Source organism: Goekera deserti, from assembly GCF_010685995.1.
Lineage (GTDB): Bacteria > Actinomycetota > Actinomycetes > Mycobacteriales > Geodermatophilaceae > Goekera > Goekera deserti.
On the sequence record NZ_JAAGWK010000026.1, the window covers coordinates 68,226 to 80,644 of the forward strand.

At 76.0% G+C, this 12,419-nt stretch carries 12 protein-coding genes and 1 riboswitch; of the genes, 9 read left to right on the forward strand and 3 right to left on the reverse strand.

Annotation, left to right across the window (positions count from 1 at the left end):
- The first annotated feature begins 79 nt into the window (after positions 1–79).
- The 4 genes from G1H19_RS18135 to G1H19_RS18150 are packed head-to-tail and all read left to right on the forward strand — an operon-like array spanning position 80 to position 5,256.
- Positions 80–1,105 (forward strand): 3-oxoacyl-ACP synthase III, encoded by a 1,026-nt coding sequence (locus G1H19_RS18135; protein WP_152730535.1) that lies wholly within the window; start codon positions 80–82, stop codon positions 1,103–1,105.
- A complete protein-coding gene (locus tag G1H19_RS18140; protein WP_235927955.1) occupies positions 1,102–3,729 on the forward strand; it encodes an alpha/beta fold hydrolase in 2,628 nt (875 codons plus the stop codon). The genes G1H19_RS18135 and G1H19_RS18140 overlap by 4 nt, the downstream gene beginning before the upstream one ends.
- Positions 3,726–4,703: an NAD-dependent epimerase/dehydratase family protein gene (locus tag G1H19_RS18145; RefSeq protein WP_235927956.1), complete on the forward strand. Its 978-nt coding sequence runs from the start codon at positions 3,726–3,728 to the stop codon at positions 4,701–4,703. The genes G1H19_RS18140 and G1H19_RS18145 overlap by 4 nt, the downstream gene beginning before the upstream one ends.
- A gap of 49 nt (positions 4,704–4,752) precedes the next feature.
- Positions 4,753–5,256 carry a GNAT family N-acetyltransferase gene (locus G1H19_RS18150; RefSeq protein ID WP_202925812.1) on the forward strand — a complete coding sequence of 168 codons (504 nt, stop codon included), beginning with the start codon at positions 4,753–4,755 and terminating at the stop codon, positions 5,254–5,256.
- Positions 5,257–5,348: 92 nt separating this feature from the next.
- Here the strand turns inward: G1H19_RS18150 and G1H19_RS18155 are convergent, their stop codons facing one another.
- Entirely contained in the window at positions 5,349–5,711 is a 363-nt protein-coding gene (locus tag G1H19_RS18155) for a hypothetical protein (RefSeq protein WP_152730536.1), read from the reverse strand.
- 77 nt (positions 5,712–5,788) lie between these two features.
- Here G1H19_RS18155 and G1H19_RS24700 point away from each other — a divergent pair, with 77 nt between their 5' ends.
- Entirely contained in the window at positions 5,789–6,508 is a 720-nt protein-coding gene (locus tag G1H19_RS24700) for an AraC family transcriptional regulator (protein ID WP_162392474.1), read from the forward strand.
- Here G1H19_RS24700 and G1H19_RS18165 read toward each other — a convergent pair.
- Positions 6,499–6,681, reverse strand: a complete 183-nt coding sequence (locus G1H19_RS18165; protein ID WP_235909908.1) for a VOC family protein — start codon at positions 6,679–6,681, stop codon at positions 6,499–6,501. The genes G1H19_RS24700 and G1H19_RS18165 overlap by 10 nt on opposite strands.
- 145 nt (positions 6,682–6,826) lie before the next feature.
- On the reverse strand, positions 6,827–7,276 hold the full coding sequence (locus tag G1H19_RS18170; RefSeq protein ID WP_162392475.1) for an NAD(P)H-dependent oxidoreductase: 450 nt from the start codon (positions 7,274–7,276) through the stop codon (positions 6,827–6,829).
- 208 nt (positions 7,277–7,484) lie between these two features.
- On the opposite strand from G1H19_RS18170, the gene G1H19_RS18175 reads away from it, so the two are divergent.
- The 4 genes from G1H19_RS18175 (at position 7,485) to G1H19_RS18190 (ending at position 12,418) form a co-directional block, all read left to right on the forward strand.
- Complete coding sequence (locus tag G1H19_RS18175; protein ID WP_152730538.1) at positions 7,485–7,781, forward strand: hypothetical protein; 297 nt, start codon at positions 7,485–7,487, stop codon at positions 7,779–7,781.
- A gap of 432 nt (positions 7,782–8,213) precedes the next feature.
- Positions 8,214–8,374: riboswitch (cyclic di-AMP (ydaO/yuaA leader) on the forward strand.
- 15 nt (positions 8,375–8,389) lie between these two features.
- On the forward strand, positions 8,390–8,914 hold the full coding sequence (locus tag G1H19_RS18180) for a C40 family peptidase (RefSeq protein ID WP_322099344.1): 525 nt from the start codon (positions 8,390–8,392) through the stop codon (positions 8,912–8,914).
- A gap of 198 nt (positions 8,915–9,112) precedes the next feature.
- The gene (locus G1H19_RS24705; protein WP_152730539.1) at positions 9,113–11,401 is read left to right on the forward strand and encodes an EAL domain-containing protein; all 2,289 of its coding nucleotides are present in this window, start codon (positions 9,113–9,115) and stop codon (positions 11,399–11,401) included.
- A 9-nt stretch (positions 11,402–11,410) separates the two neighbouring features.
- The gene (locus G1H19_RS18190) at positions 11,411–12,418 is read left to right on the forward strand and encodes an NAD-dependent epimerase/dehydratase family protein (protein ID WP_162392476.1); all 1,008 of its coding nucleotides are present in this window, start codon (positions 11,411–11,413) and stop codon (positions 12,416–12,418) included.
- Position 12,419 lies beyond the last annotated feature (1 nt).

Genomic DNA, 12,419 nt, shown 5'->3' on the forward strand with positions numbered 1-12,419 from the left:
ACTGTGACGCCGGTCGCTGGGTACGGCGCAGGGCGCGTTCGCGTACGACGATGGAAGACTCGATGGACGGGAAGGCCTCATGACCGGCAACACCACGCACCGTTTCCGCAACACCACGATCCTCACGGTGCAGGCCGTCGACGCCACGCAGGTGGTCACCTCCGCGGAGATCGACGAGCGGCTGGCCGACACCTACCAGCGGGTCGGGCTGCGCCCGGGCCTGCTGCAGCGGCTGGCCGGCATCCGCGAGCGCCGGTGGTTCCCCGAGGGGTACAGCTTCGTCGACGCCGCGGCCACGGCCGGGGCCAAGGCGATCAGCGAGAGCGGCGTCGACCCGGCCGACATCGGCCTGATGGTCAACACCTCGGTGAGCCGCAAGCACCTGGAGCCGTCGACCGCCGTGGCGGTGCACGCCCAGCTGGGCCTGCCCAGCTCGTGCCAGAACTTCGACGTCACCAACGCCTGCCTCGGCTTCGTCAACGGCATGGAGCTCGCCGGCGCCATGATCGACTCGGGCCTCACCGACTACGCGCTCGTGGTCAACGGCGAGGACTCCCGGGCGGTGCAGGAACTGACGATCGACCAGCTCAACCAGCCCGGCACCACCAGCCGCGACGTCATCGCCCAGTTCGCCACCCTGACCCTGGGCTCCGGAGCGGCGGCGATGGTGCTCGGCCGCGCCGACCGGCACCCCGAGGGCCACCGCCTGGTCGCCGCGGTCAGCCGGGCCGGCACCGAGCACCACGAGCTGTGCATCGGCAGCAACGAGGGCATGCAGACCGACCTCAAGGGCCTGCTCGACGCCGGTCTACAGCTGTCCAAGGACCTGTGGGCGGAGGCGGCGACCGAGTTCGACTGGGACGCCGGCATGAGCCGCTACGTCATCCACCAGATCTCCCAGGTGCACACCAACGCCATCTGCGAGGCCCTGGGCATCGAGCAGGACCGGGTGCCGCGCACCTTCCCCGACCGGGGCAACATCGGCCCGGCCTCGGTGCCGTTCACCCTCGCCGGGCAGAACGACAGCCTGGTCGCCGGCGACCGGGTGCTGCTCATGGGCATCGGGTCCGGCCTGAACGCCGCCTGCCTCGAGATCGCCTGGTGACGGCGACCCCCGCACCCCCCGCGAGCCCAGCACCCCCCACCACCCCCGCGGCCGGCTCCCCCGGACTGCGCGCCGCCGCGCTGCGCCGCGACCTGCCCGGTGACCTCCCGGGGCTGGACCCGGCCTGGTCCCGGCTGGTGGAGGTCACCGACCGGGACGGCCGGAGCAACGCCTGGCACGTGCTGGACAGCGGTGGCGAACCCACCACCGGCACCCTGCTCTGCGTGCACGGCAACCCCACCTGGTCCTACCTGTGGCGGCGGCTGGTCGCCGCGGCGCCGCCCGGCTGGCGGGTGGTCGCCCCCGACCAGCTCGGCATGGGCTTCTCCGACCGGCTGGGCGCCCCGCGCACCCTGGCGCAGCGGGTCGCCGACCTCGGCGACCTGACCGACGCCCTCGGCGTCACCGGGCCGGTGGTCACCGTGGCCCACGACTGGGGCGGGGTCATCTCCCTGGGCTGGGGCCTGGACCACCGCGACCAGTTGCGCGGCGTGGTGCTCACCAACACCGCCGTCGCCCAGCCGCCGGACGACCTCGGCCCGGCACTGATCCGGCTGGCCCACTCGCGCGTGTGGCGCACCCCGGTGTGCGTGCGCACCCCCACCTTCGTCCGGGCCGCGACCGCGCTGTCCTGGCCGCCGCTGCCCGGCGCCGTCCGGGACGCCTACGCCGCGCCCTACGCCGGGGCCGACCGGCGGGCCGCGGTGGGCGACTTCGTCGCCGACATCCCGTTCACCCCCGAGCACCCCTCCTGGCCGGAGCTGGTTCGGGTCAACGAGGGCATCCGCGCCCTGGACGTGCCGGCGCTGCTGCTGTGGGGGCCCAACGACCCGGTCTTCGCCGAGCGGTACCTCGCCGAGCTGCGCCGCCGGCTGCCGCAGGCCCGGTTGCACCGGTTCAGCGGCGCCTCGCACCTGCTGCCGGAGGACGCCCCGCAGTACGCCGACGCCGTCGTCCGGTTCGTCGCCGGGCTCGACACACCCGCCGCCGGGCAGGCGGCGGCACCGCAGCCGGACCCGGGCCGCCGGCTGTGGTCGGCGCTGGCCGAGCGCGCCGGTGACGACGACGCCGCGGTGGTGGAGGTGGCCGGGCGGACCGTCAGCTGGTCGCTGCTGGCCCGCCGCGTGGAGGAGATCGGCCGCGGCCTGGCTGTCGCCGGCCTGCGCGCCGGCGACCGGGTGGCGCTGCTGGTGCCGCCGTCGGTCGACCTGACCGCCGCGGTGTACGCCGTGTGGCGGGCCGGCGGCGTGATCGTCGTCGCCGACCAGGGACTGGGCCTGGCCGGCATGCGGCGCGCGCTGCGCAGCGCCTCGGTCCAACACGTGATCGGCAGCGCCGAGGGCCTGGCCGCGGCCCGGCTGATGATGCTGCCCGGCACCCGGTTCTCCGCCGGCCCCCTCGGCCCGGCCGCCCGGCGCGCGCTCGGCGTGCGGTACTCGCTGGTGGAGCTGGCCCGGCTCGGCCGGCAGGCCCGCACCCTGGGCGACCAGGCGCACCGCCGGCCGGTGGACGCCGAGTGCGCGGTGCTGTTCACCTCCGGGGCGACCGGGCCGGCCAAGGGCGTGGTCTACACCCAGCGGCAGGCGCTGGCCCAGATGGAGCTGGTGCGGCGCACCTACGCGCTCACCCCCGAGGACCGGCTGGTGGCGGCCTTCGCGCCGTTCGCCCTGTTCGGGCCCGGGCTGGGCATCGGCTGCGCCACCCCGGCCATCGACGTCACGAAGCCGGGCACGCTGACCGCGGCCGCGCTCGGGGACGCCGCCGCGGCCATCGCCGCCACCGTGGTCTTCGCCTCCCCGGCCGCGCTGCGCCGGGTGACCGCCACCGCCGGCGAGGCCACCGGGGCGCACCGCGCGGCGCTGGGCCGGGTGCGGCTGCTGATGTCCGCCGGGGCACCGGTGCCCGCCTCGCTGCTGCGCGCGGCAGGTGCGCTGATGCCGGCCGCCGAGGCGCACACGCCCTACGGCATGACCGAGTGCCTGCCGGTCACCGACGTCTCGCTGGCCGAGGTGGAGGCGGCCGGCACCGGGGACGGGGTCTGCGTGGGGCGCCCGCTGCCCGGGGTGGACGTGCGGCTGTCCGCGGTGTCACCCGACGGCACCGCCGACGGCCCGCTCACCGACGCCCCCGGGGTGACCGGCGAGATCTGCGTGCGCGCGGCGCACGTCAAGGACCACTACGACGCGCTGTGGGTCACCGAGCAGCAGAGCTCCCGGGACGCCGGCTGGCACCGCACCGGCGACGTCGGGCACCTCGACGAGGGCGGCCGGCTGTGGGTGCAGGGCCGGCTGCCGCACGTGGTCACCACCGCGGCCGGCGTGCTCACCCCGGTCGGGGTGGAGCAGCGGGTCGAGCGACTCGACGGGGTCACCGCCGCCGCCGTCGTCGGGGTGGGGCCGGTGGGCACGCAGGCGGTCGTCGTGGTCGTCGTGCCGGTGCGGGCGCCGCGCGGGCTGGGGGTCGCCGACCCGGACCTCGCCGCGGCCGTGCGGGCCGCCGCCGGCACCGAGGTGGCCGCCGTGCTGGCCGCACCCCGGCTGCCGGTGGACATCCGGCACGCCTCCAAGGTCGACCGCGCCCGGGTCGCCCGGGACGCCACCGCTCTGCTCGCCGGCTCCCGGTGACCGGCACCCGGGTGCTGGTTACCGGCGCCAGCGGGATGATGGGCCGGGCCACCGTGCTGGAGCTGCTGGCCCGGGGGCACCGGGTCCGGGTGCTGCAGCGTCGCCCGGCCGGGCTGCCGGTCGAGGAGGTGCTCGGCGACGTCGCCGACGCCGACGTGGTGGCCCGCGCGGTGCGCGGCACCGACGCCGTGCTGCACCTGGCCGCGAAGGTCGACGTCGTCGGGCCGTGGGCGGAGTACGAGCGGGCCAACGTGGTCGGCACCCGCCGCGTGGTCGAGGCCTGCCGGGCGGCGGGCGTGGGCCGGCTGGTGCACGTGTCCTCCCCGGCCGTGGCGCACGCCGGCAGCGCGCTGATGGGCGTGGGCGCCGAGCCCGCCGACCCGGTGGGCACCCGCGGGCACTACGCCCGGTCCAAGGCGCTGGCCGAGATCGAGGCGCTGGCCGCCGACTGCCCCGACCTGGCCGTGCTCGCCGTCCGGCCGCACCTGGTGTGGGGTCCCGGGGACACGCAGCTGGTGGAGCGGCTGGTGACCCGGGCCCGTGCCGGGCGGCTGCCGCTGATCGGGGCCGGCTCCGCGCTGATCGACACCACCTACGTGGACAACGCCGCGACCGCGCTGGCCGCGGCGGTCGAGGTGTGCGGGCCCGTGCACGGCGAGGCGTTCGTGGTGTCCAACGGCGAGCCGCGCCCGGTCGCCGAGGTGCTCACCCGGGTGTGCGCCGCGGCCGGCGTGCCCGGGCCCCGGGGCCGGGTGCCGTTCCGGCTGGCCTGGCTGGCCGGGCTCGCCGTGGAGGGCGTCTGGTCGGCCACCGGGGCGACCGCCACCCCGCCGCTGACCCGGTTCCTGGCCGAGCAGCTGTCCACCGCGCACTGGTTCGACCAGCGCCGCACCCGGCAGGCCCTCGGCTGGGCGCCGACGGTCACCCTGGACGAGGGCTTCACCCGGCTGGCCGGCTGGTACGCCGCCGCCTGAGCCGACGGGCCCGGACGCCGGTCCGGAGCGCGGGCCCTACGGTGGCGGCGTGCCCGAGCTCGTCGTCCCGCGGCTGTCGGTGGCGCCCGCGGTGCGGGCCGCCGCCGACGACCCGTCACTGCTGCCCGACGGCATCGACGCCGCCCCGCGCGGGATGGACGACGCGCAGCTGGCCGCCTGGGTGGAGTCGCTGCACGCCGACACCCGGGAGGGCACGCCCCGCCCGGAGGGGTTCGTGCCCTCCACGCACCTGTGGTGGGTCGAGGGAGACGACTACCTGGGCCGGGTGCACGTGCGGCACCGGCTCACCCCGTGGCTGCGCGAGCTCGGCGGGCACGTCGGGTACAGCGTCGTGCCCGCCCACCGGCGGCGCGGGCACGCCACCGCCATGCTCGCCGCGGCACTGCCGGTGGCCGCCGCCCTGGGCATCGAGTGCGCCCTGGTCACCTGCGACGTCGACAACACCGCCTCGCGCCGGGTGATCGAGCGCAACGGCGGCCTGTTCGCCGACCAGCGCGGGGAGAAGCTGCGCTGGTGGGTGCCCACCGGCTGAACCGGTCGCGGACGGGCGCCGCCGACGAGCGACGTGTCACCGCGACACGCCACGACACGTCCGCCCGTGCGCACGTCGCATCCCGCTCCTGATCAGGTCCGCACGGCCACGACCACCGCCGCGCCGATGTAGCCGAGGTTGACGAGCACCCGCGCGGCGATGCCTGCCGGCCGGTCCATCGGCCGCGTCGCCGTCCCCGTGTGCCGGATCGGCTCGAAGTGGACCGGGAGGTAGGCGGTGATCAGCGCTGCGGTGACCCAGCCGCCGGTACCGCGAGCAGACGGGACGATGAGCAGCACCCCGGCCGCGACGTCCAGGAGCCCGGTCAACGGGACGACGACCCGGGGACAGGGCACCCAGCCCGGTACGAGACGCGCGTAGTGGTCAGGCACGGTCAGGTGGGTGACCCCACTGACGATCATCAGCGCGCCCAGCAGCATCGCCAGCACACTCATCCGGTCCACCTCTCGTCGTCCTGGAGGTCACCGTGGTGTCTCGTCGGTCGGCTCGTCGTGAACAGGACGATGGACGGGTGCTCCTCACCGGCGGTGGTGTCGTCGTCCACGGGCAGGAGACCCCGGCCGAGACCACGTTGCACTCACAGCCCGTGTGGAAGCTGGTCGTCGCCCTGGACGGCGACCTCGTCCTCGGGCAGCCTGGCAGCCCCGGGACACGCAGCTCCGCGGTGCTCGTGCCCCCGGACGTGCAGCACACGCTGACGGCGAGCGGTGCCTTCCGCTGCCTGCTGGCCGAACCCTGGGTCGCCGGGGTCCCTTCCCCGTCCAGCGAGATCCGGCACCTGGACGGGAAGACCGCACAGCGACTGGCCGAGGAGGCCACCTCTGCGGGCACGTCGTCGAGCGGATCGGAGTTGCGGGGTCTCGCAGCAGCGTTCCTGGGCACGGCGCGGCTGTACAGGGACGATTGGCAGCCAGCACGTGTCGGCGCGAGAGTGCGGGAGGCAGCCGTCCGCTCGCTCGAGGTCGAGACCCTGCGCGAGCTCGCGTCGCACCTGGGGCTCTCCCCCGTCCGGCTCCGGGAGGTGGTTCGGGCAGAGCTCGGCGTCCCGCTGGTACGCCTGCGGCTGTGGCAGCGGCTGGTACGGACGGCTGGGGCCGAGGGGACGGGACTGGCCGAGCGGGCCGCGGCCGCCGGGTTCAGCGACCAGGCCCACCTGAGCCGGACCAGCCGACGGATGGTCGGCCGCTCACCGGCGGACCTGCTCGCCCATCGTGCAGCTCCTCAGGCGTGACCGAGGACGTTCACCACCTGACCGTCCGGGTCGCGGGCGACGAAGCGCCGCACGCCCCACGGCTCGTCGGTCAGTGGGTGCACGACCTCCGCGCCGGCCGTGACCGCCGGCGCGTATGCCGCGTCCACGTCGTCCACCTGGACGGACACCGCGGCCGCCGCGTCGTGCGTCATCAGGCTGAGCTGAACGCCGGGCGGGTCGACCACGGTCACTATCCACCCGCAGTCCATCAGCACGTCCAGCCCCAGACGGCGGTGGAGAAGCGCACCGCGTCGGGGATCGACCGGCTCTCCAGGTCCACCACGACCCGCCGGACGCTCACCGGGGCTCCAGGACGACGGCCACCGTGGCGGCGAGCTCGCGGCAGGCCTCCAGCGCGGCGCCGTCCGGGGCGCCGGTGAGGCTCAGCGGCGCGGCGACCTGCCGCCACCCCAGGGCCGTGGTGACCGTGCGGACGCTGGTCAGCGCACCGGCGGTGTCGTCGTTGCCGTGCACGTAGACGCCGTAGGGCAGCCCGCGCGTGGCGTCCAGGCAGGGGTAGAACACCGTGTCGAAGAAGTGCTTGAGCGCCCCGGACATGTAGCCGATGTTCGCCGGGGTGCCGAGCAGTACGCCGTCGGCGGCGAGCAGGTCCGCGGCACCGGCGGACAGGGCCGGGCGCACCACCAGCTCGACGTCCCCGACGAGTGCCACGCCCTCGCGGACCGCCTCCAGCACGGCCTGCAGCGCGGGTGAGGGCGTGTGGTGCACCAGCAGCAGTCTCGGCACCGCGCGATCATCCCCCGGCCGGCGGCAACCCCCGACCCCGCCCGCCGACCGCGCCCGGACGCCCTCCTCCCGGCGCGTCCCGGCGCGACGCGTCGACAGAGGTTTACGCCGCGCACCCCGGGGATACAGGCTGTCCGCCGAGCGCCCGCCGACCGCGGGTGCCGATGGACTCGGACGCCACGAGCGTCCGGTTGGGGGACTGCACACGGTGTCGAACTGCGCTCACGGCTGCTGCCTCCCGCTCCCCGACGCCCTCGCCGCGTCCGCCCTGACGGTGGGTGCGCTGCACCGCGCCCAGCTGGCCGCCGGCGGCGACCTGGGCGCGATCGAGCTCGAGGCGCACCTGGCCGGGTTGATCGACGTGGACGACGAGCAGCACGACCTGCTGGCCGGCCTGCTCAACGACCACTTCATCGCCTACAGCAGCCAGTGGCGGGCGGGTCTGCGCCGTCCCACCGGCGACCACGAGCAGCCCACCGGGGCCTCCTGCGAGTGCCGGGTCTGATCCCCGGCGCGCCTTGACCGGAGCCGGGTCGGCTGTCGTCCGCGGGCAGCCCGCAGGACCGGCCGACCTCGCCGGTTCCGCCCGTCCCGGTGGACACCGACTGCTGTCCGGACCCCCACGGTCGCTGACCGTGGGGTCCGGCCCGTCCGCACACCCTGATCACAGTCGGCACGGATCACGCACAATCCAATACGCGGAGTGATCATCCTCCGCGTGTCTGCAGGTGTGCCGTGCATCTCAGCAACCCATCAGCCGTGCTGTCGTCACGGCCCGTCACCGGCGTCGGCGGAGGTCAGCCGTCCGCCACGCCCGGCGCGCAGCACGAGGACGGCGCCGCACGGCCCGCCGTCCCCGGCTGTGCGGTCGGCGGAACCCACCTAGCGTCTGTGCGGTCCGGTCGTGGCCGACCGTCCCGGCAACCGCAGGGACACCGACCGGACACCGCCGAACCGGGTGCCGCAGACAGCGGCGACCGGACCGGGGACCCATCGCAGTACTGGGGTGGAGCACGACACGGACCTCGTCCGCTCGTGCCGGGCACGTTCCCTGCCCGAACCCGTCAGCTAACTCGGTAGGCGGTACACGGAGAACAGGAGACACACGTCCTCGTGACGACCCTCAGCACGACCACCGCTCGCCGCTCGTCCTCCCTCGCCCGCCGCGCCGCCGTCACCCTGGTGGCCGCCGCGGGCGTGGTGTTCAGCCCGCTGCCCGCCCTGGCCGACGCCTCGGCGCCGACCGCGGCGCTCGCCGCACCGGTCGCCTCGATCGCCGCCCCCACCGGCGCCGCCCAGGTCGCCGTGGACACCGCGATGGCCCAGCGCGGCAAGCCCTACGTCTGGGCCGGCTCCGGCCCGGGCTCGTTCGACTGCTCCGGCCTCACCCAGTTCGCCTACGCGGCCGCCGGCATCTCGCTGCCGCACTCCTCCCGCGCCCAGTCCACGATCGGCGCCCCGGTCGCCCGAGCGGACCTGCAGCCCGGCGACCTGGTGTTCTTCTACTCCCCGGTGGGTCACGTGGGCGTCTACATCGGCAACGGGCAGATCGTGCACGCCCCGACCCGCGGCGACGTCGTCAAGGTGAGCGACCTGGCCACCATGTACGGCTACAACGGCGCGCGTCGCCTGGCCTGAGCCCAGCGGTCACGCCCCCGCTGGGGGCGGGGGCGTGACCCGGCCCACGATCAGCCGCGCGCCCTGCGGCTACGTCGGTGGACGCCAGGGTAGGGGGGACTCGACAGCACCGCTCACCCGCCGCGAGGAACCGATGCCCGCACCGACGACGACGCACCCGCAGCGCCAGGGCCGACCGGCACCACGACGCGGCCGCGGGTGACCCCCCGACCGGGCGGGGACCCCACCGACGGGGGGCCCGGTGGGACGCCGGGCCCCGTCGGGGTGTGCACCGTCTACCAGCCGATCGTCGACCTGCACGACCGGACACCGGTCGCCGTGGAGGCCCTCACCCGCGGCCGGCAGGGTGAGACGCCGGAGGCGCTGTTCGCCGCGGCGGCCGCCGGCGGCAGCAGCACCGCCGCACTGGACGAGGCCTGCCTGCGCTCGGCACTGATCGGCTTGCAGCACCTGGCCGGCCCGGCATCGGTCTTCGTCAACCTGGAGCCGGCGACACTGTCCGAGCTCGACCCGGCGCGACTGGGCGACCTGGCCGCGCTGGCGCCGGCCTCGGTCCAGCTGGTGCTGGAGGTGACCGAGCGGGCGTTGCTCCGCCGGCCCGCGCACCTGGTCCGCGCGGTCACCGAGCTGCGGGCGCGGGGCTGGCGGATCGCCCTGGACGACGTCGGTGCCGAACCGGCCGGCCTCGCGCTGATGCCCTTCCTGCAGCCCGACGTGATCAAGCTGGACCTCGCGCTGGTGCGCGGGCACACCTCGCTGCAGGCCGCTGCCGTGGTCAACGGCGTGCGCGCCGAGGCCGAGCGGTCCGGCGCCCTGGTGCTCGCCGAGGGCATCGAGACCGAGCAGCAGCTGGAACGGGCGCTGTCCATGGGCGCGCAGCTGGGGCAGGGCTTCCTGTTCGGCCGACCCGAGCCGGTACCGACGCCGTCCCTGGGCACGCTGCGGCTGCGGCCGGTGCCGCCCCCGGACGCCCGCACGCGTGGCCGCACGCCCTTCGAGCTGCTCAGCGCGGCCTCCGCACCGCAGCGCGCCCGGACCGCGCTGCTGACGTCGATGACCCTGCAGCTCGAGCGGCAGGCACTGCTGCTGGACGACCAGACGGTCGTGCTGGCCAACTGGCAGCACGCCGACCTCATGACACCGAGCACGCGCCGGCGGTACGAGTCGCTCGCCACGCTGACCGCCATGACCGCGGTCACCGGCGTGCAGATGCCGGAGGTGCCCGTGCCCGGTGTGCACGGCACCGCGGTGGACCCCGCGGACCCGCTCGCCGAGGAGTGGGTGATGACCGTGGTCAGCCCGCACTTCGCCGCAGCCCTGGCCGCCCGCCTCGTGCCGGGCACCGGAGCGGGCGCGGACGCCGCGGCGGGCGGCGCCGCCGGTGGCGCGGACCGCACCGGCGCCGGCCGCGGCCGGGTGCTCGACTACGTCCTCACCTACGACCGTGACCGGGCCGTGGAGGCGGCGGTGTCGCTGCTGGACCGGGTGAGCCCGCCGGCTGTGCCGACGGTGGCGCCCCGGGCCCCCGACGTGCCGGTGCCCGCGGACGCCGGCCGGCGGGCACCCCGGGTGCCCGAGCGGGAGCTGCCGGGCCTGCTGACCCGGGCCATGGCCGGCGCCGGCACCGGCTTCGTCATCGCCGACGCGCGTCGTCCGGACCTGCCGCTGGTGTACGCCAACGAGGCCTTCCTGGAGCTGAGCGGGTACACCGCGGAGGAGGTGATCGGTCGCAACTGCCGCTTCCTGCAGGGCAGCGACACCGACCTCAACCAGGTCCGGCCGCTGTCCCGGCGGATCCTCGGCGGCCGCCAGGTGCAGGCCGTGCTGCTCAACTACCGCCGCGACGGCACCCCGTTCTGGAACGAGGTGCGGATCAGCGCCGTCCGCGACCGGGACGGCGAGATCACCCACTTCATCGGCCACCAGCTGGACGTGACCACCCGGGTGGAGCGGGAACGGCACACCACCTACCTGGCCTACCACGACGAGCTGACCGGGCTGCCCAACCGCGTGCAGCTGATGGAGCACCTGGAGCTGGAGATCGCCCGGTCCCGGCGCAGCGGGCTGGGCGTGGCCGCGGTGCTGCTGGACCTGGACGGGTTCAAGACGGTCAACGACGACCACGGCCACGCCGCCGGGGACGCCGCGCTGGCGTGGGCCGCGCACCGGCTGCGCGGGGCGGTGCGCTCCGGGGACCTGCTGGGCCGCCTGGGCGGCGACGAGTTCCTCGTGGTGCTGGCCGGCCTGCCCGCCGGCGAGCCGGCCGGTGCGGCCACGGTGCAGCGGGTCCGGGGGCACCTGCAGGAGTCGCTGGACGCGCCCTGCCCGGTCGCCGACGTCCACGTCCGGCTGAGCGCGAGCTCCGGGACGGCCCTGTTCCCCGGGGACGCCGACGGGGCTGCCGGCCTGCTCGCGGTCGCCGACGCCGCGATGTACCGGGACAAGGAGCGGCGCCGCCCGGGTTCGGCGCCGCAGCGGAGCGGGTAGCGCCGCGCCGTGACCCACCCCGAGACCGACCTGACCGTCGCCGTCACCGGACCGACCGGCACCTTCGGGTCCGGCCTGGTGCCGCTGCTGCAGGCCGACGACCGGGTGTCCCGGGTCGTCGGCATCGCCCGGCGGCCCTTCGACCCGGCCGCCCGCGGCTGGACCAAGATGGCCTACCGCCAGGGCGACGTCCGGGACGCCGGTGCGCTGGCCGACGCGTTCGCCGGTGCCGACGTCGTGGTGCACCTGGCCTTCCTGATCACCGGCAACGCCGGCCGGCAGACCACCCGGGCGATCAACGTCGACGGCACGCTCAACGCCTTCCGGGCCGCCGCGGCCGCCGGGGCGCGGCGCTTCGTGTACGCCTCCTCGGTGGCCGCCTACGGTTTCCACCCGGACAACCCGGTGGGCATGACCGAGCAGTGGCCCACCCGCCCGGCGGCGCGGCTGTTCTACGCCCAGGAGAAGGCCGAGCTGGAGCAGCTGCTGGCCGAGGAGTCCGCCCGGTACCCGCAGGTGCAGCTGTACCTGGTGCGCCCGCCGCTGGTGCTCGGCCCGGACGCGGTCGGCGGCAAGGACCTGCTGCCGGGCCCGCTCGCACCGCTGGGCCGCCGGCTGGCCGGACTCGCCATCCGCCCGCTGCCGGTGCCGGTGCCGGTGCTGGTGCCGGCCCTGCAGCTGCAGCTGGTGCACTCCGACGACGTCGGCCAGGCGCTGCAGCGGTGCGTGGTCGCCGCCGGCCCGCCCGGGGCCTACAACATCGCCGGGGACGGCGTGCTGACCCTCGCCGACGTCGCCCGGGCGTACGGCGCGGTGCCGGTGTCGCTGCCGGCGGGGCCAGCGCAGCGGGTGGCGCGGGCGGTGTCCCGGCTGCCGTTCCTGCCGGCCACCGCCGAGTGGGTGGAGGCGCTCAGCCACCCGGCCGTGATGGACACCACCAAGGCGCGCGAGCAGCTGGGCTGGCGGCCCCGGTACACCGGCCTGCAGGCCCTGCAGGACACCCTCGCCACCCGCTGAC

Excerpts from the sequence above, each read along its gene's own strand:
- G1H19_RS18165 (WP_235909908.1), bottom strand. The coding sequence starts at position 6,681 with ATGACGCACGACGCGGCGGCCGCGGTGTCCGTCCAGGTGGACGACGTG.
- G1H19_RS18155 (WP_152730536.1), bottom strand. The coding sequence starts at position 5,711 with ATGAGTGTGCTGGCGATGCTGCTGGGCGCGCTGATGATCGTCAGTGGG.
- G1H19_RS18135 (WP_152730535.1), top strand. The coding sequence starts at position 80 with ATGACCGGCAACACCACGCACCGTTTCCGCAACACCACGATCCTCACG.